General features: G+C 63.9%; 24 protein-coding genes. 5 read left to right on the forward strand and 19 right to left on the reverse strand.

Going from position 1 to position 19,154, the window contains the following annotated elements:
* Positions 1 to 3: 3 nt before the first annotated feature.
* The 13 genes from WKB88_RS00590 to WKB88_RS00650 form a co-directional block, all read right to left on the reverse strand.
* Entirely contained in the window at positions 4 to 243 is a 240-nt protein-coding gene (locus tag WKB88_RS00590) for a hypothetical protein (protein WP_341392603.1), read from the reverse strand.
* Positions 240 to 488, reverse strand: coding sequence for a hypothetical protein (locus WKB88_RS00595; RefSeq protein WP_341392604.1), 249 nt, complete (start codon positions 486 to 488; stop codon positions 240 to 242). The genes WKB88_RS00590 and WKB88_RS00595 overlap by 4 nt, the downstream gene beginning before the upstream one ends.
* Positions 485 to 703, reverse strand: a complete 219-nt coding sequence (locus tag WKB88_RS00600) for a hypothetical protein (protein WP_341392605.1) — start codon at positions 701 to 703, stop codon at positions 485 to 487. Before WKB88_RS00600 ends, WKB88_RS00595 begins: the two co-directional genes overlap by 4 nt.
* On the reverse strand, positions 703 to 1,188 hold the full coding sequence (locus WKB88_RS00605) for a DUF2617 family protein (protein WP_341392606.1): 486 nt from the start codon (positions 1,186 to 1,188) through the stop codon (positions 703 to 705). The genes WKB88_RS00600 and WKB88_RS00605 overlap by 1 nt, the downstream gene beginning before the upstream one ends.
* Positions 1,182 to 2,186, reverse strand: coding sequence for a hypothetical protein (locus WKB88_RS00610; RefSeq protein WP_341392607.1), 1,005 nt, complete (start codon positions 2,184 to 2,186; stop codon positions 1,182 to 1,184). Before WKB88_RS00610 ends, WKB88_RS00605 begins: the two co-directional genes overlap by 7 nt.
* A gap of 101 nt (positions 2,187 to 2,287) precedes the next feature.
* Positions 2,288 to 2,971: a hypothetical protein gene (locus WKB88_RS00615; protein WP_341392608.1), complete on the reverse strand. Its 684-nt coding sequence runs from the start codon at positions 2,969 to 2,971 to the stop codon at positions 2,288 to 2,290.
* Positions 2,972 to 3,051: 80 nt separating this feature from the next.
* A complete protein-coding gene (locus tag WKB88_RS00620; RefSeq protein ID WP_341392609.1) occupies positions 3,052 to 3,852 on the reverse strand; it encodes a polymer-forming cytoskeletal protein in 801 nt (266 codons plus the stop codon).
* A 2-nt stretch (positions 3,853 to 3,854) separates the two neighbouring features.
* Positions 3,855 to 4,037, reverse strand: a complete 183-nt coding sequence (locus WKB88_RS00625; protein ID WP_341392610.1) for a hypothetical protein — start codon at positions 4,035 to 4,037, stop codon at positions 3,855 to 3,857.
* Positions 4,034 to 4,192: a hypothetical protein gene (locus WKB88_RS00630; protein WP_341392611.1), complete on the reverse strand. Its 159-nt coding sequence runs from the start codon at positions 4,190 to 4,192 to the stop codon at positions 4,034 to 4,036. Before WKB88_RS00630 ends, WKB88_RS00625 begins: the two co-directional genes overlap by 4 nt.
* A gap of 3 nt (positions 4,193 to 4,195) precedes the next feature.
* On the reverse strand, positions 4,196 to 4,399 hold the full coding sequence (locus WKB88_RS00635) for a hypothetical protein (RefSeq protein WP_341392612.1): 204 nt from the start codon (positions 4,397 to 4,399) through the stop codon (positions 4,196 to 4,198).
* Positions 4,396 to 5,055: a hypothetical protein gene (locus tag WKB88_RS00640; protein ID WP_341392613.1), complete on the reverse strand. Its 660-nt coding sequence runs from the start codon at positions 5,053 to 5,055 to the stop codon at positions 4,396 to 4,398. The genes WKB88_RS00635 and WKB88_RS00640 overlap by 4 nt, the downstream gene beginning before the upstream one ends.
* A gap of 46 nt (positions 5,056 to 5,101) precedes the next feature.
* The gene (locus WKB88_RS00645) at positions 5,102 to 5,491 is read right to left on the reverse strand and encodes a hypothetical protein (protein WP_341392614.1); all 390 of its coding nucleotides are present in this window, start codon (positions 5,489 to 5,491) and stop codon (positions 5,102 to 5,104) included.
* Between the two features lie 172 nt (positions 5,492 to 5,663).
* A complete protein-coding gene (locus WKB88_RS00650; RefSeq protein WP_341392615.1) occupies positions 5,664 to 5,903 on the reverse strand; it encodes a helix-turn-helix transcriptional regulator in 240 nt (79 codons plus the stop codon).
* 75 nt (positions 5,904 to 5,978) lie between these two features.
* Between WKB88_RS00650 and WKB88_RS00655 the strand changes: the two genes are divergently transcribed.
* Complete coding sequence (locus WKB88_RS00655; protein WP_341392616.1) at positions 5,979 to 6,521, forward strand: helix-turn-helix transcriptional regulator; 543 nt, start codon at positions 5,979 to 5,981, stop codon at positions 6,519 to 6,521.
* A gap of 511 nt (positions 6,522 to 7,032) precedes the next feature.
* Positions 7,033 to 7,638, forward strand: coding sequence for a site-specific integrase (locus WKB88_RS18165; RefSeq protein WP_445818857.1), 606 nt, complete (start codon positions 7,033 to 7,035; stop codon positions 7,636 to 7,638).
* On the opposite strand, the gene glnA is transcribed toward WKB88_RS18165, so the two are convergent.
* Positions 7,580 to 9,004, reverse strand: coding sequence for a type I glutamate--ammonia ligase (glnA, locus tag WKB88_RS00665; protein WP_341392618.1), 1,425 nt, complete (start codon positions 9,002 to 9,004; stop codon positions 7,580 to 7,582). The genes WKB88_RS18165 and glnA overlap by 59 nt on opposite strands.
* 270 nt (positions 9,005 to 9,274) lie before the next feature.
* Here glnA and WKB88_RS00670 point away from each other — a divergent pair, with 270 nt between their 5' ends.
* Entirely contained in the window at positions 9,275 to 9,721 is a 447-nt protein-coding gene (locus WKB88_RS00670; RefSeq protein ID WP_341392619.1) for an RDD family protein, read from the forward strand.
* Positions 9,722 to 9,842: 121 nt separating this feature from the next.
* On the opposite strand, the gene WKB88_RS00675 is transcribed toward WKB88_RS00670, so the two are convergent.
* From WKB88_RS00675 to lipB, 3 genes are all read right to left on the reverse strand, one after another.
* Positions 9,843 to 10,595 (reverse strand): DUF4191 domain-containing protein, encoded by a 753-nt coding sequence (locus WKB88_RS00675; protein ID WP_341392620.1) that lies wholly within the window; start codon positions 10,593 to 10,595, stop codon positions 9,843 to 9,845.
* A 142-nt stretch (positions 10,596 to 10,737) separates the two neighbouring features.
* The gene (gene lipA, locus WKB88_RS00680; protein WP_341392621.1) at positions 10,738 to 11,742 is read right to left on the reverse strand and encodes a lipoyl synthase; all 1,005 of its coding nucleotides are present in this window, start codon (positions 11,740 to 11,742) and stop codon (positions 10,738 to 10,740) included.
* The gene (gene lipB, locus WKB88_RS00685) at positions 11,739 to 12,458 is read right to left on the reverse strand and encodes a lipoyl(octanoyl) transferase LipB (protein WP_341392622.1); all 720 of its coding nucleotides are present in this window, start codon (positions 12,456 to 12,458) and stop codon (positions 11,739 to 11,741) included. Before lipB ends, lipA begins: the two co-directional genes overlap by 4 nt.
* 124 nt (positions 12,459 to 12,582) lie before the next feature.
* Here lipB and WKB88_RS00690 point away from each other — a divergent pair, with 124 nt between their 5' ends.
* On the forward strand, positions 12,583 to 14,343 hold the full coding sequence (locus WKB88_RS00690) for a protein kinase domain-containing protein (protein ID WP_341392623.1): 1,761 nt from the start codon (positions 12,583 to 12,585) through the stop codon (positions 14,341 to 14,343).
* 92 nt (positions 14,344 to 14,435) lie between these two features.
* Complete coding sequence (locus WKB88_RS00695; protein ID WP_341392624.1) at positions 14,436 to 18,068, forward strand: S41 family peptidase; 3,633 nt, start codon at positions 14,436 to 14,438, stop codon at positions 18,066 to 18,068.
* Positions 18,069 to 18,158: 90 nt separating this feature from the next.
* Here the strand turns inward: WKB88_RS00695 and WKB88_RS00700 are convergent, their stop codons facing one another.
* Together WKB88_RS00700 and WKB88_RS00705 are read right to left on the reverse strand one after the other, a co-directional pair.
* Positions 18,159 to 18,587, reverse strand: a complete 429-nt coding sequence (locus tag WKB88_RS00700) for an OsmC family protein (protein WP_341392625.1) — start codon at positions 18,585 to 18,587, stop codon at positions 18,159 to 18,161.
* Between the two features lie 152 nt (positions 18,588 to 18,739).
* Complete coding sequence (locus WKB88_RS00705; RefSeq protein ID WP_341392626.1) at positions 18,740 to 19,087, reverse strand: hypothetical protein; 348 nt, start codon at positions 19,085 to 19,087, stop codon at positions 18,740 to 18,742.
* Positions 19,088 to 19,154 lie beyond the last annotated feature (67 nt).

Consider the following 19,154-nt stretch of genomic DNA (forward strand, 5'->3'; position numbering starts at 1 on the left):
GGTCTAGTTCTCCTGGGTGTTGAGTGTGTTCTGGAAGTCGGTGGCCCATGCGGGACGGGTGGCGCTGACGGGTTTGCCGCCTGCGATGCCGGCTAGTGCGGCGTCGTTGTTGAGGGCAATAGCCGGGCTACTGGTGGTGCCTGCGGGGTCTGGGGTGGCGTGTAGGTCTATGCCCTGGACCGCTGCTGCCGCTAGGTCTTTCAGGCTGTGGCAGTAGCAGCCTGCGGGGCTCTGAGGTCTCATGAGGCTTCCTTCTGCTTGTGGTAGGCGATGCTGTCTGCCATTTGGGTTGCGATGCGTAGGGCTTCATCTAGCGAATAGACACCCCGGATGAACTTGTCGTTGAACACTGCAACGGCGGGCTGCATGCCCTCTGGGGTGTCCATCGTGGCGGGCCGGGCGTAAGTGCCCTTTGCGTCTTCTGTGTTCCGCCAGTAGTGCCGCTGCGGGCTATGGAACATGCCTGTGGCGTGCTTGAACGTGCTCACGCGTGCACCTCGTGCTTTTCTGCTGCGTCTACGATCTGGTTACTGAGCCGCAGCGCGTCCGCAACCGGGAGCAGGCTAAGGACGAAGTTTCCACGGAAGATGCAGACTGCGGGTTCATTCCTGTCCGGGCCGGCGATGTAGGCAACGCCCGCTTTGGTGTGGCGGGCATTCCGGCGGTTCAGGCCGTACTGCTCGGGCTTGCTAATGAAGGTCATTACTTCTCCTGGTCTGTGGATAGGTCAAGCGTGCTTTGGGTTGCGACTATCTCGCCTGTGTTTGGGTAGACGTGCCAGGTCTTCCACCGGGCGATTTCGTTGGTGACTTCTGCTGTGATGGCGGTGACGGCCAGCGGATCCCCGGCGAATGCAACGGCTAGCCCTCCCGGGTGACGTTCCGTCGCTGCTATTAGGGCTTGTACTTGCTCTTTGAGAGCACGCCGGCTGTAGTCCTTGGTTCTGCTGGTGAAGGTGTATCCGGGCTCTGAGGTGGTGCGTGGAAGGTTGCCCGCGGGCCTATTGGGGTTACATGCCACTGTTTCCGTCCAGTCGCCTAGGGCGATCTGATGGGATGCTCCGAGCACCCGAATCTCTAGGTCGCCGATCCGCTTGGATGCCAGGGCGTGCAAGTGCTCCCTGCGCAGGTCATGGGACAGGTCGGCGGGGGTTGTGTCTGCGAATGGCTCAGGACTGGTGCTCAGCATCGGGACGTCCCTGTTGGGGGCAGCAGTGCACTCAGGCCTTCGGCGTAGACGGTCAGAACTGGAATATGTACCGGCTGGAAGACGATCTGGGTCATGAGCCCGTGCTTACTGACTTCGATGTCCGGGGTTTTCGCAGCTACAGCCTCGAATGCTCTCGCGGCTGTTCCTGTGTTGTTGAATCGAATGTGTGCGGCTTCTTGGAGGATCATGTTCCGGTAGTTCAATTTCCCTGCCGGCGCACGTAGCAACACTGGTTTCCGGCTGGGGTGGAGTTTATCCAGGGCGTCCGCGATGTTGATGCAGCTGTCTATGGTGCGGATCCCTGCCTGAGTCATGGCGGTGAGTAAGCCGTGTAGTTCCTCGTCCACGGGCACCGTGTCGCCGTCTGCCGTGGTTAGGTTCTTCGGCGTGTGCACCGTTGTGTGGTTGCTGCATACAGGGCATTCACACGTGGAGCCGTTCAGTGCTTCGAGGGTGATACTCAGGTCCGCTAGGCCTTCGCGGCTGAACTTCCAACTCAGCGACTTTTGATCCACCCGTTCCACAGGGTCGGCTACGTCTGATTCGTCTTCATCCGGGGAGAATCTGAGTTCAGGCAGGACGTCGCCGTCTATCCGCTGCTTGAGTCGCTGGAATGCCTTCAGGGAGAGTCCTACGGGCCGAGCCTCTAGGTATTTCTCGTGGTCGTCGTAGGTGGCTGCTATTCGCAACTCTCGCCGGATCACTGCCACCATTCCTGCGCACTCCCGCCGCGCTCCGATGTCGGCGGGTTTCTGGTACCCCATTGCCTGTGACACTTCCGGCACGGGGTGGACTTCAGCGTCAAAGAGGTGGCATCCGAAGAAGTCACCGTCTATGGCGATGCTGCGCCATAGACGGGTGAATTCCTCGGTCGAGTACTGGTTGTTGTAGTGCTCCCGGTCGGTGTTGCTCTTGCGCCAAGGGCATTCCGAGCAGGCCTTGGTAGCGGCTGGAAGCTTGGGCAGAGCGTCGATCATGCATGCGCTCGGGGCATTCGGTTGTGTGTTCGCCATTGGTGCCTCCTGGGCAAGAAAAAGCACTCCGCGTGGAGGTGCTGCGGCTGGTGGGGGTGCGGGATCTAGAACAGGCTGTAATGCGCCTTCATGATCGCTCGAATGGATGCACGCTCATATGCGTCCGCCGCGTAAGGGAGAACCGCGACGCGTGAGATGTCGGACTTGAAGAACTCGGATGATGTGGCCCCAAGCCGCAGCATTGACGCGGCGCTGGCTGGAAGGTTGGCTGTCCACTCTTGCCCGTCGATGTGGAGCACTGAGCCGTTGCCCTTGGTAACGATGATGAAGCAGTGCCAGTAATTATCGGCGGTCTTTGTGCTGGTGATGGAGCTTCCGTTGTTGAAGGCGTACGTCCCGGAGGCATTGATGTAGAGGTTGTGCGCACCTCCTCCGGCGCCGCTCGTGACCATGAATTGGTTGTTGGCAGGTTCGGGGAAGCGGCCTATGACAACCAGTGTTTTCTCACCTGTTAGATCAACCATTCCTTCAAGCATGTCGTTGATACCGTCGAAGGCCAGATACCTATTGGTTGCCTGCATGCTGGTGGGCCAGCGTCCGGATTCGTGGGTGCTGGTGAGGCGCCCGCCCTGCCGCTGCTCCCACCAGTCCTGGGTGGCTCCGAGCCGCGTGTTATCTGCCGCCCAGTCATATCTAGCGCCTGCGATGACCGGGACAGGCTTGACGCTGACTTTGGGGAGGCTGGAGTTGTTGAAGGATCCGCCGCCGATGACTGCAATTCCGCGCATGGTAAAGCCTTTCTGTTGGTGTTTTTGTGGGGTTGTTGAGCGAGGGGTGAGTGGTGTGTTTTTGCGACAGTCGGTAGTGACTAAGCCGCGGTGGAACGGTAGAGATAGCCTCTGCTGTCCACATAGAGGTTCGGTTTTTCTGTCGTCTGTGGAAGGTTTGAAATCCGCCGGCCGCCTGCATCCACGGTGAATGAACTGCCGCCCCACTGGATTGCCGCCCTATCACCAGCAACCTGAACAGCTCCGTCACCACGGAACATCTGGATACTGCTCCCGTCGGTGAATACCTGAGCCCCGTTTGAGAACGTCATGGCGCCGGATGACACGGTTGGATCCAGTGTCATCCCGCCGACCTTGACCTTGCCGTTGCTGCGCACCTCGAGGTCATTCTGCAGCGTGGACATGCCCTTGATGTCGAGAGTTCCCGTGACGTCGAGTGGGCCTCTTACATCCAGGTCGCCCGTCACTGTTGTGTTCCCGCCGATGTCCGTCTTGCCGTTGAGCTTCGTATCACCGGTAACGGTCATTGCCCCGGTGACATCCAGTGGGCCCTGCACGTCGAGGTCTCCCGTTACTGACGTGTTGCCGCCGATGTCGGTCTGGCCGTTCAGTTTGGTTGGGCCGGTGACGGTGAGTGGTCCGGAGATGCCGACCGTTCCTGTGAAGGTGCTGCCACCGGAGACTCTGAACGTGCCTGTGATGCTTGCCAGACCGTTGACCAGAAGTGTTCCGTTGGAGATGTTCAGGACGCCCTGGTCGTAGACCTCGATACCCCCGCGGCCCACTGCGGCATTGTTCATTGGTGCAGCTGTTTCGAGGGCTCGGAGTCGGCGGAAGATGTCCTTGAACTCACCGCTGTTGAGGTTTTCTACACGACTCATAACTATCGGTTTCCTTCGGGGAAGTTGGGGTCTGCCGGAGTTGGTGTTGCCGGCGAAACGTCGGCGGGGCGTGATGCCTGAGCTAGGAGGGTTGCGCGGTCGGCGGCTTGGCTGGCTTGGATGATCTGCGCGTTACCGGCCGCGTTCTTGGCCTGCCAGTAGCCAGTGCCGTAGTAACTGCTCATGCGGCAACCTCGGATCCCGTAGTGGTGCCGGCTAGTGCTCGGTTTTTCCAGTAGGCCGTTTCCTGGCACTGGTGCATCCACTTTTCGTAGTAGACCGCGGACTGTGCAGCGAAGTCCCAGCTGCTGATCTGGCGGGGTTTGTAGTCATAAGCCATTGGTTACTTCCTTCGGTCTGCTCGGATGGCGGCTGTGTCGCCGGTGCGGTCGATGTAGCTGATGCGCTTTTGCTTGTCGCTCTCGGGGCGGTTCTGGGTGAGTGCCTGTAGTTGCTGGTGGTAGCTCACTGCCAGATCTCGCCAGTAGCGGGCCTGTGTGCCGTTCTGCTGGGCTAGTTCTTTCCAATCGAGCGCTGGTCCGGTCACGATTTCCCCCAGTTGCTCATCTGCTGTTGAAGCGCTTCCATCTGTCGGTTCCGCTCTTGTTCTTCTGCTTGGGATGAAAAATCATTCATCAGCGTTTTGACCTTGGGCCGCATGTCGTTGCCGTTCGGTGGCTGGCTGGACATTCCTTTGAATGATCCTTTTTTCTCTTCATACTCATTTGGGGGTTGTTCACCGACCCCCTCTAGGGTCATTGAGCGACCCCCTAGCGGTTGCTGAGTGACCCCCTTTGGTGGTTGTTCAGCGACCCCTTCAGGAGGTTGTTCAGTGACCCCCTCTTGTCCCCAGGTAGTCCGTACGAGGTGGAGTGCGTACTTAGAATGGTTGCGGAACTTGCCAACCTCAATGCGACTGATTGCGCCCTTGCGCACCAAGACGTTGATGGCCTGTTTCACGGCTTGGAATGCCTTGTCACGGTCCTTCTGCGCCTGGACAGCGAGCGGGGACTCAGCACCGCCAGAGAGCTCCTTGGGTACGTCGTACCCAAGGGCAGCGGCCAGCATCTCCCGACCGCCGTAGAACAACGGTGGGTTGTCCTTATCCATTGCTGTGAGCGCCATGTAGGTAAGCAAACGATGGGGGCGATGGTCGAGGTGGCCCCAGTGCTCAAACACTTGCTTGACGTTGGTGGCGCCCATGAGTCACCCGCCCCGCTGCCCATGTAGTTGCCAGCATCACGGCGATTCAGGCAGTAGGAGGAGTTGCGGCCGATTCTGCGAAGGTTTGGGCCCTAACCCAATGACCACCGGGAACACTCACCCCTCCGGGCGTCAGGTTCGTTCCATCCGCTGCCCAAGCGAGGACTGCGACGGTAATAGTGGCCGCACCTTTGTCGGGATGACTGGCTACCGCGTGTCCGATGGCTGCCATAACGCGATCTTCGTCCCATTCGGGGTAAAGGCTGCAGACGAGCCAAGCCAGGTACTTCCCCTGAGCAGGCGTCATGGTTTCATTGGCCTTCGTCCGCTCTGCGAGGAGCTGTGAAACCTCGGCTTCGAACTCCTCGGGGGTGAGCAAGTCATCAGCTTCCGCGCTTGCTTTTGGGCAGACCTGTGGGATAGTTGAGTTAGACATAATCAGTTCCTTTGAATGGGTTTGGTTGTGTGAGCGACTTCGGTTCGGATCTTTGGCGAGAGAGAACCTGGGGTCGCTTTTTCTATGCCCGGATTAGGGGTGGGGGTAATTCTGGGAGCGGCTTGGATGGCCGTGATCCGCTCGAGCCGGCTTCGCTGTTCCGTTAGCTCCATTAGGCGGCCCCGGCGTCTTCGAATGCTGCGTTCACCCATTCGAAGACATCTGACTCCCTGTACATCACCCGGCCTCCGAGCTTCGCGGATTTTGGCCCGCTGCCGTTATGTCGCATCCATCGGAGTTGGGCGGGAGACTTCCGGAGTAGACCTGCCACCTCATCCATAGTCAGCAACTTGACACTTCGCAGTTCTTCCATGCTGGCTCCATCATCTTGTGTTGAGAATTGATAATCCATAGCCTATCAGTAGTTGGGTGACACTTGGCAACAAAATGTGTTGAGATTCCAGAAAATTGGTGGGAGACTGTTGTCATGACCCCTAGAACAGAAGTCGAGGCAGTGCCCGGTAGCGAAGACATCCGATTTGCTGCAAGCGTCAAACGTCGCCGTGAGGCGCTCGGCTGGTCTCAAGGCGAGTTAGCTCGCTTGTTGAAAGGCGCCGGCCTGTCGGGTTTCCATCAGACGACCATCTCTCGAATAGAGAAGTGCGAGCGGCTTGTGCGACTGGGCGAAGCGAAGGTGATTGCTGACACCCTGCAAACACGCCTCGACGTCATGTTTTTAGAAGCTGGGGAGATGGAGACTTTGGTTCGCTTCACCGAGGCAGTGAAGAGTCGCCGCAAAACGACGTCCGCAATATCTCATGCTGTCCAGGACTTCCTGGAGGCGCAGGCTGAGGTGGACGAGCATCTTGAATCTGTCGCGGTTATGAAAAAAGAGGAAGAAGCCCTGTCTCAAAAAATCCACTTGGATAGCCTGATTAGGGAGGGGAGAACTTTCCTCGCCCTGGACCCTGTCGAGATCGCAATGAAGGCGGCGGAAAAGTACCATGGCCAGCATTCAAAAGAGGGATAACGGCTCTTGGCGTGCCCGCTACCGGGACGATGCCGGCAAGGAGCATGCCCGGCATTTTCCGCGGAAAATAGACGCGCAGAAGTGGCTTGACGGCGTTACCGCGGCCGTTGTTGCTGGCAGTTATATTGACCCAAAAACAGCGAAGACCACGGTGGGGGAGTGGTGCCAGACTTGGATTCAAGGGTACGGAAATAACCGTGCCTCCACAGTCAGGCAGGCCCGGACTCACTTGCAACATATCGAGGCGGCTTTCGGCGGACGGCCGCTCAGCGCAGTCAGGCCTTCCGAGGTGAAAGCGTGGACGGCCCAACTTAAAGGACGGGGATACGCGGACTCCACGGTCTACGCGTTACACTCCCGGCTGTCTCAGATTTACGCGGATGCCGTGCATGACGGGCTAGTGGCAAAGTCTCCGGTCAGTCGTCGCACTTCCCCCGGTGCGGGTAAGCAGCGGCCCTACGTTGCAACCACGGACCAGGTGTGGGCCCTTCACGATGCGCTGCCGGCAGGAATGCGACCGGCCGTTCTGCTCGCAGCTTTTGCAGGGCTCAGGGTAGCGGAAGCGGTCGCGCTCAGGGTGTCGGATGTCGACTTCATGCGGGGAGTCATCTCTCCAGAAATTCAGTACCCTGCGGAGCCCTTGAAGACAGAGATGTCCAAAACTCCGATTCCCATCCCGCAGGAGCTCGCCCTTGAACTGAACCGGAACCCAACGTTGTTCGGCTCAACGAATATTGTCACCTCGGAGCAGGGGCGTGCCGTCGCCCCGTACACGCTTGAGACGTACTTCCGGCGAGCCAGGGCAGAGATTAAGGGCCTACCTGAGGGGTTCAGGTATCACGACCTGCGGCACTACTTTGCTTCCCTGCTAATCGCATCCGGTTTGGACGTGAAAGTGGTGCAGTCGAGGCTCCGACACTCATCGGCCAAGACCACATTGGATACCTATGGTCACATGTGGCCAGATAAGGATGAGTCCGCACGCGCTGCCGTCGCGGTCGTTCTGGCAGCTCGTGCGGACTCTCTGCGGACTATGCCGCTAGATCCCAGTGCTGGGGCTAGCAGCCGTAGTAGAGCTCGAACTCGTACGGGTTCGGGCGCAGCATCAGCGGCTTGATCTCGTATTCGCGCTTGTACTCGATCCAGGTGTCGATCAGGTCCTGGGTGAAGACGCCGCCGGCCTGGAGGAACTCGTTGTCGTTCTCCAAAGCGTCCAGGGCCTCTTCGAGGGAACCCGGGGCCAGCTGGATGCCGCGGGCCTCTTCCGGAGGAAGCTCGTAAAGGTCCTTGTCGATCGGGTCGGCGGGCTCGGTGCGGTTCTTGATCCCGTCAAGGCCTGCCATCAGCTGTGCGGCGAAGGCCAGGTACGGGTTAGAGGATGCGTCCGGAGCGCGGAACTCAATGCGCTTGGCCTTGGGGTTGGAGCCGGTGATCGGAATACGGATACCGGCGGAGCGGTTACCCTGCGAATAGACCATGTTGACCGGAGCTTCGAAGCCCTTGACCAGTCGGCGGTAGGAGTTGACCGTCGGGTTGGTGAAGGCCATGACGGCGGAAGCATGCTTGAGGAGGCCGCCAATGTACCAGCGGGCGACGTCGGAAAGGCCGGCATAACCCTTCTCGTCGTAGAACAGGGGAGTGGCGCCGTTCCACAGCGACTGGTGGCAGTGCATGCCCGAGCCGTTGTCACCGAAGACAGGCTTCGGCATGAACGTGGCCGACTTGCCCCAGGCATCGGAGACGTTCTTGACGATGTACTTGAACTTCAGCAGGTCATCGGCAGCGTGCGTCAGGGTGGTGAACTTGTAGTTGATCTCGGCCTGGCCGGCTCCGCCTACCTCGTGGTGGGCACGCTCAACCTCAAGGCCGGCATCGTCCAGTTCCACACAGATGGCATCGCGCAGGTCAGCCTGCTTGTCCACGGGTGCCACCGGGAAGTATCCACCCTTGAACGGGGTCTTGTTGCCGAGGTTTCCGCCCTCTTCCTCTCGGCCGCTGTTCCAGGGTGCCTCAATGGAGTCCACCTTGTAGAAGCTGCCCTGCGGGGAGGACTCGTACTGCACGTTGTCGAAGATGAAGAACTCGGCTTCGGACGCGAAGTAGGCAGTATCGGCAATGCCGGTGGAAGCCAGGTACGCTTCGGCGCGCTCGGCCACGCCGCGCGGGTCGCGGTGGTACGGCTCGCCGGTGCGGGGATTGACGATGGAGAAGTTCAGCGCCAGGGTCTTCTCGATGCGGAACGGATCCAGGAACGCGGTGGTCACGTCCGGAATCAGCTGCATGTCTGATTCAGCGATGCCCTGGAACCCGCGGATGGAAGAGCCGTCGAAGAGCTGGCCATTGATGAAGAAGTCGGCATCTACTGACTTCGCCGGTACATTGAAGTGCTGCTGCACTCCGGGGAGGTCGGTGAATCGGATGTCGACGAACCTAACATCTTCGTCAGCGATGAACTTGAGGACTTCGTCCGCAGTTTTGAACATCGGTACTTTGCTCCTTTTACACAATTTAGGTGGATGACTCCGGGCTGCCCGGCCTTACCTGCCCGTGGACGGAAACGGCTTCCCTGTCAACTGCTTAGAACTGTAGGGGGAGCAAATTTCTCGACCGTGTCGGCGGTGTTTCAAGCAAGTTACGCAGCCGAAGTCTCTCCTCTACCCTAACGTGAACGGCCCCGTGGAAGCATTTAAGGGACGGAGCGGAAGCATTCGGTGACGGAGCGCGGCTCCGCCGTCGCCGGGTAGTCTTAAGCGGTGGTTGATAGAAGAAGCTTAGGCTCGTGGCTGGAAGGCCCTCCCTCCGATGAAAACAGCTGGCCAGGCAAGCGCCTCGGCCGGCCCAAGATAGGCCCCGGCAGCATCGGCCGGGTGGGTCCGCGCCTCGGCGGCATTATCATCGACTGGGCTCTTGCCTCGGTGATTTCCTACGCCTTCTTCGGGTGGTCGTCCACGGCTACCCTGGCGATCTTCGCTGTCGAGCAGATAGTGCTCGTTGGCCTCCTCGGCTACAGCATCGGGCACCGCGTGTTCAGCCTTCAGGTGCAGCGCCTTGACGGCACGGCTGCCGGCTTCCTGCCCGCTCTGGTCCGGAGCCTGCTGCTCTGCCTGGTGATTCCCGCCGTCGTGTTCGACGCCGACCAGCGGGGACTGCACGACCGCGCCATGGGCACCATCCTCGTCAAGGTCCAGCACAAACGCTAAGAACGACGCCGGCCGCGCACCGCTGCCGCACCGTCCCGGAACACTGTCGCGTAACACGAAGGGCCCCTCCTGAGGAGGGGCCCTTCGTTGTGCTGCAGCCGGCAGTGCGCCGGCATAAGGATTAGCGTCCGCGGGAAGCCTTGCGGTCCGGGCGTGCCTTGTACGGGTCAATGCCCTTGGGGATCGGCAGGCGCGTGCCCAGGGCGGCCAGGCGCTTGTTGACGGCCTGGACTTCCTGCTTCGTCAGGGCCTTGGGCAGCTTCTTGGCCTTCTTGGCCACCTGGGACAGCGGTGTCAGGTTGTCTCCGCGGCCGGTCTGGATGATGTGGACCGGAACATTCGGGGCAATGCGGTTCATCCGGCGGCGTTCGCCGTCGGCCAGGGCCTTGGCGCGGCCCGGGGCGCCCTCGGTGACCAGGACGATGCCGGGGCGGCCGATGGCGCGGAAGACTGCTTCCTGGCTGCGGGGGTTGATGGCAACCGGCTGCTCTTCCAGGATCCAGCCGCGGCGGAGGATGCTCAGTGCGGCGCCGGAAGCGCCGGCCTGGCCCTCAATCTGGGTGAAGGCGGCCCGCTCGGCGCGGCGGGACAAAATGAAGACTGCGGCCAGCAGGGCCAGCGGAACCGCGATGATAAGCATCGTGATCCAGTTGTCGATCAGCAGACCGATGATCAGCCCGACGGCGATGATGCCCAGGAACGCGCCCAGCATCACCCACACCAGGTTGGGGTCATTGCGCCGCGTCATCTTGAAGACGTCGGCGATCTGCTTCATGCGGCCCGGGCCTTTTTTCTTCTTCTCCGCTTTGGGCTTGCGGGAGAAGAGGCCGCGGCGGGCGCTCTTGGGTGCGTCGGAATCTGTGCTGTTGGCCATAGTGGTTCAATTCTACGTGATTCGAGCGCCCGTTCCGCGCGGCCCGGCACGCGGAAACCCTGAGGTCAGGGCTTTCCGCGTGCCGGGTTCGCGGCGGGCGTACACCGGCCGCCGCAGGGGCGGACCGGGGAGGGAAGAGTTGTCAGCGGCGGGCGAGGATGGAGGATGCCTCCTGCAAGGTGGTGCCCGAATCCTCGATGTGTGCCAGCTGCGGGGGCAGTTCCAGGCCCTTCTTGCGCATGGCGCCGGCCCACAGCCGGCCGGCCCGGTAGGAGGAGCGCACCAGCGGGCCGCTCATCACGCCGAGGAAGCCCAGTTCGGTGGCCTCCTCGCTGAGCTCGACGAATTCCTGCGGCTTGACCCAGCGGTCCACCGGCAGGTGCCGCTCGCTGGGGCGCAGGTACTGGGTGATCGTGAGCAGGTCGCAGCCGGCATCGTGCAGGTCCCGCAGCGCGCCGGAAATCTCCTCGCGGGTTTCGCCCATGCCCAGGATCAGATTGGACTTGGTGACCATGCCGAGCTTCTGTCCCTGCGTGATGACGTCCAGGGACCGTTCATAGCGGAAGGCCGGGCGAATGCGCTTGAACAGCCGGGGCACGGTTTCGACGTTGTGCGCAAACACCTCCGGGCGCGCATCGCAGATTGCGGAAATGTGCTCGGGTTTGCCGGAGAAGTCCGGGATCAGGATTTCGACGCCGGTGCCCGGGTTCAGCTCGTGGATCTTGCGGATGGTCTCGGCGTACAGCCAGACCCCTTCGTCTTCCAGATCGTCCCGGGCCACGCCGGTGACGGTGGCGTAGCGCAGGTTCATTTTCTGCACCGACCGGGCCACCTTGGTCGGTTCAAAGATGTCGACGGCGGAGGGCTTGCCGGTATCGATCTGGCAGAAGTCGCAGCGGCGCGTGCATTCGGAGCCGCCGATCAGGAAGGTGGCCTCCTTGTCCTCCCAGCATTCGAAGATGTTGGGACAGCCGGCCTCCTCGCAGACGGTGTGGAGGCCTTCCTTCTGCACCTGCCCCTTGAGGTGGACGTACTCGGGACCGATGTTCACCTTCGCCTTGATCCAGTCCGGCTTGCGTTCCACGGGAACGGCCACGTTGCGCTGTTCAATGCGCAGCAGGCGGCGACCTTCGGGTGCAAGAGTCATAGGAGGGCTCCTTTCGACCGGCCGGCTGCTTCGCCGGGATCCGGGGTGGCGGCGTCCGTAAGCCGAACTGAGTGTTCGCGGACAAGGTGTCCCCGGCGGCGGAAGAGTTCTTCTTCCACGCGGGCCACCAGATCGTTCGGTGTGACTGTGCGGCCGATTTCGGCCGAGATGGTGGTGGTGCCGGCGTCGGCTATTCCGCAGGCGATGATCTGGCTGTACGGGGCCAGGTCATTGCTGCAGTTGAGGGCGAACCCGTGCATGGTGACGCCGTGGTGGACGCGGATGCCGATGGCGGCGATTTTGCGGTCGGTGCCTCTGCCGCGGACCCAGACGCCGGAGCGTCCGGCCACCCGTTCACCGTTGATGCCGTAATCCTCGAGGACGCTGATGAGCGCATCCTCGAGGGTCTCCACATACTCGGCGACCTTCGCGGGGTCCTGCAGCCGGAGGACAGGGTAGCCAACCAACTGGCCCGGACCGTGCCACGTGAGTTTTCCCCCGCGGTCCACGGGAATCACCGGGGTGCCGTCGAAGGGCCGCTCATGCTCTTCCGTGCGCTTTCCCGCCGTGTAGACAGGGAAATGCTCCAGAAGCAGCACCGTATCCGGCGCGGTGCCGTCCAGCACCTGCGCGTGGAGGGACCGCTGCCGGTCCCAGCCATCGAGATAATTGACGTAATGCGGGGCAAAACCGACGCGCAGAAACTCCAAAGCCATGAGGCTAGCCTAGACCGCCCGGGCCCAACTTCCGACTATGGGTTGCCTCACATTCCTCCGGATGCCGCAGGCCCGCTGTGGATAACTTCTGCACGCCAGGGAAATCCCGTCTACAACAGAGGGCATGGACTTCAACGGGACAGCCGGGCCGGCGCATTCCCCCGTGCGCCCGCCGGCGGTCGAGCAGGGGTACCGGACCGGGGAACTGCTGGGTGAAAACGGTTCGGCACGCGTGTGGCTGGCGGTGCGCGGGCACGACGGCGCCCGGTTTGCGCTAAAGACGGCGGCCGCGGCCGGAAGCGGGCCCGCCGGGACTTTCGAGACGCGGCGCGAGCTGAACATCCTTTCGCGCTTCGAGCATGAAAACCTGCTGCGGCTGCACACGGTGCTGGAGACCGACCAGGGGCCGGGCCTGCTCATGGAGTACGCGCCCGGAGGGTCCCTCGTCCGTCTGGCAGCCCTCCGGCAAACAGTGACGCCTGGGGAGGCCGTCACTGTCCTGGTCGGCGTGGGTTCCGCCCTCGCGTACCTGCACAGCCAGGGAATAGCCCACGGACGGGTCTCGCCCGGCAACATTCTCTTCACAGCGCAGGGCAAACCCCTGCTCGGCGATTGTGGAACCGACCGGCTGCTTGGCGCGCCGGGGGCAGCGGGCAGTACGCCGGCTGCGCCGGACACCGACCGCCCCGGCGCAGGAGCAGGATCCGGACCGCTCCAGGGTTCTCCGGCAGCCGACGTGCTGGCACTGGCTGCGGCAGGATGGCTCCTGCTGACCGGACATGCCCTGCCGCCCCGGGAGCACCGTCCGCGGCTGTCGGCCCTGGCCCCGGCCGTTCCGCCGCAGCTTGCCGAGGCGGTGGAGGCGGGATTGTCAGCGGAGCCTGCCGCCCGCCCCGATGCCGCCGAATTTGTGCGGCTCGTGTTTGCCTCCGCGGTTGCCGAACCGCTGGATTTGGTCCTGCCGATTCCCGACGGCGCCGAGCCGGGAACCCAGACCCGGCGCGCCCGGATTGAGCGGGGAAGGGCATCCCTCGGGCTGCAGTCCAGGGGCAGGGGACAGCACGGCGGGCGTCCGGGCCCTCAGACGCCGGAACACCGGCGGCCCAACCGGTTGCTGCTGAGCGCGGCGGCGGTCCTGGTGGCGGCCGTTGCGGGTGTTGGCGCTGTTGCGGTGGCCGCTCCCGAGCTGCTGCAGGGGCAAGGCGGGGCAGTGCCGGAACAGGGGGCTGCGCCGGGTGAAGGGATTGCACCGGGAGAAGGAACGGGGTCGGGAGAAGGAGCGGGGTCGGGAGAAGGAACGGGGCCGGGAGAAGGAACTGTGCCGGGAGAAGAAACTGCGCCGGAAGAGGGGGCAGAAGCTGGGGAGGCAGGCCAGGGCGGGCAATCCGGCGCGGATCCGGGCACACCGGGGCAGCCGGAGCAGGGCACGGGATCCGCCGGCGGACAGGGGCCGCTGACGGTTACGCCGGAACCGGAACTCCAGGCGCTGCTCCGCGGGGATGATCCCGCGGCCGCCGCCGGTGCGCTCGCCGAACTGCGGGCGAGGGCTTTCAGCACAGCCGATGCGGCTCTGCTGGACGGGGTCAACGTCCCTGACTCGTCCGCGATGCTGGCGGACCGGGCGGAGATCGCCAAGCTGGAGGCGGCCGGCACCGTGCTCGCCGGCCTTTCCGTGGAGGTTCTGTCGGCCGGCCCTGCCGTTCCCGGGGAGGCCGGCCGCGTGAGCGTGCCCGCAGCCGTCTCCACGTCGGCTTATGCCGAGCGCGACGCGCAGGGAGGCATGGTGCGGAACGCGGCGGCACTGTCCCGCCAGGACATTGTTCTTGTCATGGTGCGCACGCCTGCCGGCTGGCGGATCGAAGCCATTCTGGCGGCCCCTGCCTGACCGGCCGGAAATGTGCCGGCGCTGGCCGGGGACTTGCCGCCGGCGGCCCTGTCCTGAGCAGCCCCGGGCCGGCAGAAAGATAGGATCGAGGAATGAGTTCAACTCCCTATCTTCGGTTTCCCGATCTGCACGACGACCTCGTTACCTTTGTAGCGGAAGATGACGTCTGGGTGGCCTCGCTGGCGGGCGGCCGCGCCTGGCGGATCTCCTCCATGCAGCTTCCGGCACGCAATCCCCGGTTTTCACCCGACGGAGCAACCATCGCCTGGAGCGTGGTGCAGGGCAGCGCGCCCGAGGTGGTGGCGGCAGACACTGACGGCGGAAACTTCCGCAGACTGACGTACTGGGGGAACCAGGGCACCCGGGTCAAGGGCTTCAGCCCCTCCGGCAGCGTGATCGCCATCAGCCCCTTCGAGCACGAGGACTTCAGGCTGCGCTGGGCCTATGAAGTTCCGCTGGACGGATCCGCTCCGCGGGCCCTGCCTTACGGGCCGGTTGATGCGGTAGCCGAGGGTCCCGCAGTGGGCGACGAACGCCCCGTCGTCGTCGGCTCCGTGATGACCCGCGAACCGGCCTGGTGGAAGCGTTACCGCGGCGGCACCGCCGGCAAACTGTGGATCGACGCCGACGGCAACGGTGAATTTGAACGTCTCGTGCCGGAGCTGGACGGGAACCTGACGGATCCGATGTGGATCGACGGCCGGGTTGTCTTCCTCAGCGACCATGAGGGCTACGGCAACCTGTATTCAGTGACGCCGCAGGGGACCGACCTGCGCCGGCACACGGACTTTGGCGAGTATTACGTCCGCCATGCATCGACGGACGGCCAGCGGATCGTCTTCGAATCCGCCGGTACCCTGTGGCTGCTCCCCTCCCTGGACGGCGAGGCCCGGCCCCTGGACATCACGCTGGGATCGGCGGGCACCGGCCGCCGTCCGCGGCAGCTGAACGCCGGAGCCCATCTGGCTTCGGTCCTGCCGGACACCGAAGGAACAGCGTCAGTGGTGGAAACCCACGGCACGCTGCACTGGCTGACGCACCGCGACGGTCCGTCCCGCGTCATCGAGGCTGACTCCGCCGTCCGCGCCCGCCTGGGCCGGCCGCTGACCGGCGGACGCGCCGTGTATGTGGCGGACCAGGGCGGCGAGGAATCCCTTTATGTCCGCAGCGTCTTTGCCGACCTGGATCTGCCCGCAGCCCCCGTCCCCGCCTCCTCGGTGGCGGAGGCTCCCCGGCCGGCGGCCGCTGCGGCACCCAAAGCGGCAGAGCCCGAGCCGGACCTGCCCCGCCCGGTCTCCGCAGCTACCGGCACTCCGGTTCCGGCTTCTGCCGTTACCGCGCCGGTTCCGGCGGAAGCGGCGAAGGCTCCAGAGCCGGCCGGCGAGCAGGCGGAGCAGCGGAAACAGGAAGAAGCAGCGCCCGCAGCCGGGGACGAAAAGTCCGCCCGGACGCTGCGCATCCCCTTTGACAAGCCGACGCGCGTGGCCCAGATCGCCGCAGCCAGCGACGGAACAGCCGTGGCCGTGTCCACCGAATACGGAGAAGTTTTCCTCCTGGACCCGGAGACGGGCAGCCTTCGGCGTGTTGCCACCACCGGCCACGGAGCCGTTGACCAGCTTGCGTTCTCACCCGACTCGCAGTGGCTTACCTGGGCGGAGCCCGTCACCGGAGAAGGCGCCCGCGCCCGGATCCGGCTGGTTCGTGTCGACGACCCCGCAGCGGCCATCATCGATGTGACCGACGGCCGGTTCCGCGACCATGCCCCGGCCTTCACAGTGGATGGACGTTACCTGGCGTTCCTGTCCGAGCGCAGTTTCGACCCCGTTTACGACACCCACCGCTTCGACCTGAGCTTCCCGTCATCGACCAAGCCCTTCCTCGTGGCCCTGGCCGCGGACACCCCATCCCCCTTCGGTCCCTCCGTCCACGGGTTTCCCGTCCCGCGGGCTGAAAAGCAGCCGGTGGCCTCGGATGATGCGGCGGAACCGGCGGCAACCGGTCCCCGCTCCGTGGTTGACGAGGCGGGAATCTCCGACCGAATCATTGCGGTGCCCGTGCCCCAGGGCCGCTATGAAAAGCTCACCGCCGCGGACGGCGCCCTGCTGTGGCTCGCCTCGGACAGCTATGGCGTCACGGGGGACGGCCGGGCTTCGGCCGGAGACCGCCAGCCCGCAAGCCGGCTGGAACGCTTTGACCTGGAGAAAAAGGACGTTTCGGTCCTGGTGCCGGCGCTGGATGATTACGAGATCAGCGGCGACGGCCGGAAGGTTGTCTACGTCCACGAACAGCAGGTGCATGCCGTCCCGTCGTCGTCGCGCGCCGACAACGACTCACCCGAGCACGTCACCGTGGACCTCAGCCGGATCCGTGTCCTGCTGGAACCGGTGAAGGTCTGGGGCCAGGAATTTGATGAGGCCTGGCGGCTGCAGCGGGACTTCTTCTGGGCGCCCGACATGGGCGGACTGGACTGGGAGGGCATCCACGCCCGGTACCGTCCCCTGGTGGAGAACCTGGGTTCGCATGATGACCTGGTGGACCTGCTGTGGGAGATGCACGGCGAGCTGGGCACCTCCCACGCATACGTCATGCCCAAACCTGCGGCAGAACCCGGTGCCGGCGCCCAGGGATTCCTGGGCGCGGACCTGCGTCCCGGTGCCGGCGGATGGGAAGTCGTGCGGATCCTGTCCTCCGAGTCGTCCGATCCGCAGGCTGTTTCGCCGCTGGCAGCTCCCGGGGCGGACGTGCACCCCGGTGACGTCATTGCCGCCGTCGACGGCCGGCCCGTGTCCGTGGACCAGGGGCCAGCCCCGCTGCTTTCCAACGCGGCCGGGCGAACCGTGGAACTGACCATTGTCCGTTCACCGCGGGACGGCGCCGGCGCGCCGAGCCAGCGCCGCATCGCCGTCGTGCCCCTGCGCAGTGAGGAACGCCTGCGCTACCAGAACTGGGTCGCGGCGAACCGCAGGATAGTCCGGGAAGCGTCCAACGGCGGTTTCGGGTATCTGCACATTCCGGACATGGTGGCCAGCGGCTGGTCACAGCTGCACCGTGACCTGGACCAGGAATCGTCCCGCAACGCACTGATCGTGGATGTGCGGCGCAACCGCGGCGGCCACACCTCCCAGCTGGTGGCGGAACTGATTGGCCGTAAGGTCACCGCCTGGACGCTGGCGCGCGGCGAGCAGCCCGGAACCTACCCGGCACATGCTCCGCGGGGACCGGTGGTGATCCTCACCGACGAGTTTGCCGGGTCCGACGGCGACATCATCACCCAGGTGGCCAAGCTGCGCGGAATCGGGCCCGTGGTGGGCATGCGGACCTGGGGCGGAGTTGTCGGCATTGACGGCCGCTTCAAGCTGGTGGACGGGACCGGCGTCAACCAGCCGCGGTACGGCTTCTGGATCACGGGCGGCATCGACTGGACGGTGGAAAACTACGGGGTCGATCCGGACATCGAAGTACCGTTCCCGCCGCATGCCTACGCAGCAGGAGAGGATCCCCAGCTGGAGCACGGCGTGGGCATCCTGAAGGAGATGCTCTCCGAGCTGCCCACCGACGAGCCGCCGGCACTGGCCGGCTACCCGTCGCTGCAGCCGGCACCGCTGCCGCCGCGCCGGCAGCCGAAGCCCGACGCCGACGCCGGCGGGCAGCAGGGCCGGACGGGCACGCCGGGACCGGTGTCGGCCGCCGGGACGGCCGTTGACCGGGAGGCAGGCAGGCACTAGCCCGGCCCAGCCCTCACCGAACCCCCGCACGGCAGAAGGTGCCGTTCCCGAAGACATCGGGAACGGCACCTTCTGCCGTGTCGCGCGGGGTTAGGACTCCAGTGTTGCCTCCAGCGAGATCTTGATCCCGGCGAGGGCCTGGGAGACGGGGCAGCCGCTCTTGGCGGCCTCGGCGATGTCCTCGAACTCTTCGGCGGTGAGGCCCGGGACAACGGCCGTGACCTTGAGCAGGCTTTCGGTGATGCCGGTGCCGGGAACGAAGGTAACGTTGGCGGACGTTTCAATGCGCTCAGCGGTCTTGCCGGCTTCGGCCAGGCCGTTGCTGAAGGCCATGGAGAAGCAGGCGGAGTGCGCCGCGGCAATGAGTTCCTCAGGGCTGGTCTTGCCGTTGGCTTCCTCGGCGCGGGCCTTCCACGTAACGTCGTAGGTTCCCAGGCCCGAGCTGTCGAGGGTGACCTCGCCCTGGCCGTTGAAGAGATCGCCGTTCCAGACGGTGTGGGCTGAGCGGACTGTAGCCATGGGGGCTCCTTAAAAGCGGATGGGATGAAGGCCGGCAGGCGCCGGCGCTTCATCCCATCCTATTCAGACTCGTGCGGCAGGATCTACTGCCGCGCAGTCGCCGGAGCCGCTGCGCAGCCGAGACAATCCGCAGGCATACCTGTCAGGCGTGGTTACCACATGGTGGCCAGGGCGATGTTGACGACCGTCAGGATGCCGACGCCGTTGGCCAGGAGTCCGCTCACCGGCTGGTCCTTCTTGTAGCGGCGCTGGCCGATGAAGGCGAGTACGGCAATCACCAGGGCAAGCACCAGCTTGACGGCGATCTTGATGTGGTTGACGTCGCCGTCACCCATCTCGGCCAGGCCGACGAGAAGGAGGCCGGTGACCAGCTGCAGCAGTGCGCCGTGGAACTGGCCCGGCATGACCGTGGGGTTCTTGATCCTGGCGAACCAGAGGCCGACGATGATGGCGGCGCCGAGGATGTGCAGGAAAACGAGGAAGCTCTGTAGGAAGTCCATGATTCCAGCTTACCGACACTCTGTCAGCATTATCGAACCGGAAGGGGCCCGCCCGAATAACACTTCG

The sequence above is a fragment of the Arthrobacter sp. G119Y2 genome (assembly GCF_038069765.1).
GTDB lineage: Bacteria > Actinomycetota > Actinomycetes > Actinomycetales > Micrococcaceae > Arthrobacter_B.

What these genes read in the sequence shown, in the direction of transcription:
- WKB88_RS00590 (WP_341392603.1), bottom strand. Translation starts at nt 243, where the DNA reads ATGAGACCTCAGAGCCCCGCAGGCTGCTACTGCCACAGCCTGAAAGAC.
- WKB88_RS00600 (WP_341392605.1), bottom strand. Translation starts at nt 703, where the DNA reads ATGACCTTCATTAGCAAGCCCGAGCAGTACGGCCTGAACCGCCGGAAT.
- WKB88_RS00605 (WP_341392606.1), bottom strand. Translation starts at nt 1,188, where the DNA reads ATGCTGAGCACCAGTCCTGAGCCATTCGCAGACACAACCCCCGCCGAC.
- WKB88_RS00610 (WP_341392607.1), bottom strand. Translation starts at nt 2,186, where the DNA reads ATGATCGACGCTCTGCCCAAGCTTCCAGCCGCTACCAAGGCCTGCTCG.
- WKB88_RS00615 (WP_341392608.1), bottom strand. Translation starts at nt 2,971, where the DNA reads ATGCGCGGAATTGCAGTCATCGGCGGCGGATCCTTCAACAACTCCAGC.
- WKB88_RS00620 (WP_341392609.1), bottom strand. Translation starts at nt 3,852, where the DNA reads ATGAGTCGTGTAGAAAACCTCAACAGCGGTGAGTTCAAGGACATCTTC.
- WKB88_RS00625 (WP_341392610.1), bottom strand. Translation starts at nt 4,037, where the DNA reads ATGAGCAGTTACTACGGCACTGGCTACTGGCAGGCCAAGAACGCGGCC.
- WKB88_RS00630 (WP_341392611.1), bottom strand. Translation starts at nt 4,192, where the DNA reads ATGGCTTATGACTACAAACCCCGCCAGATCAGCAGCTGGGACTTCGCT.
- WKB88_RS00640 (WP_341392613.1), bottom strand. Translation starts at nt 5,055, where the DNA reads ATGGGCGCCACCAACGTCAAGCAAGTGTTTGAGCACTGGGGCCACCTC.
- WKB88_RS00645 (WP_341392614.1), bottom strand. Translation starts at nt 5,491, where the DNA reads ATGTCTAACTCAACTATCCCACAGGTCTGCCCAAAAGCAAGCGCGGAA.
- WKB88_RS00650 (WP_341392615.1), bottom strand. Translation starts at nt 5,903, where the DNA reads ATGGATTATCAATTCTCAACACAAGATGATGGAGCCAGCATGGAAGAA.
- WKB88_RS00655 (WP_341392616.1), top strand. Translation starts at nt 5,979, where the DNA reads ATGACCCCTAGAACAGAAGTCGAGGCAGTGCCCGGTAGCGAAGACATC.
- WKB88_RS18165 (WP_445818857.1), top strand. Translation starts at nt 7,033, where the DNA reads ATGCGACCGGCCGTTCTGCTCGCAGCTTTTGCAGGGCTCAGGGTAGCG.
- glnA (WP_341392618.1), bottom strand. Translation starts at nt 9,004, where the DNA reads ATGTTCAAAACTGCGGACGAAGTCCTCAAGTTCATCGCTGACGAAGAT.
- WKB88_RS00675 (WP_341392620.1), bottom strand. Translation starts at nt 10,595, where the DNA reads ATGGCCAACAGCACAGATTCCGACGCACCCAAGAGCGCCCGCCGCGGC.
- lipA (WP_341392621.1), bottom strand. Translation starts at nt 11,742, where the DNA reads ATGACTCTTGCACCCGAAGGTCGCCGCCTGCTGCGCATTGAACAGCGC.
- lipB (WP_341392622.1), bottom strand. Translation starts at nt 12,458, where the DNA reads ATGGCTTTGGAGTTTCTGCGCGTCGGTTTTGCCCCGCATTACGTCAAT.
- WKB88_RS00690 (WP_341392623.1), top strand. Translation starts at nt 12,583, where the DNA reads ATGGACTTCAACGGGACAGCCGGGCCGGCGCATTCCCCCGTGCGCCCG.
- WKB88_RS00695 (WP_341392624.1), top strand. Translation starts at nt 14,436, where the DNA reads ATGAGTTCAACTCCCTATCTTCGGTTTCCCGATCTGCACGACGACCTC.
- WKB88_RS00700 (WP_341392625.1), bottom strand. Translation starts at nt 18,587, where the DNA reads ATGGCTACAGTCCGCTCAGCCCACACCGTCTGGAACGGCGATCTCTTC.
- WKB88_RS00705 (WP_341392626.1), bottom strand. Translation starts at nt 19,087, where the DNA reads ATGGACTTCCTACAGAGCTTCCTCGTTTTCCTGCACATCCTCGGCGCC.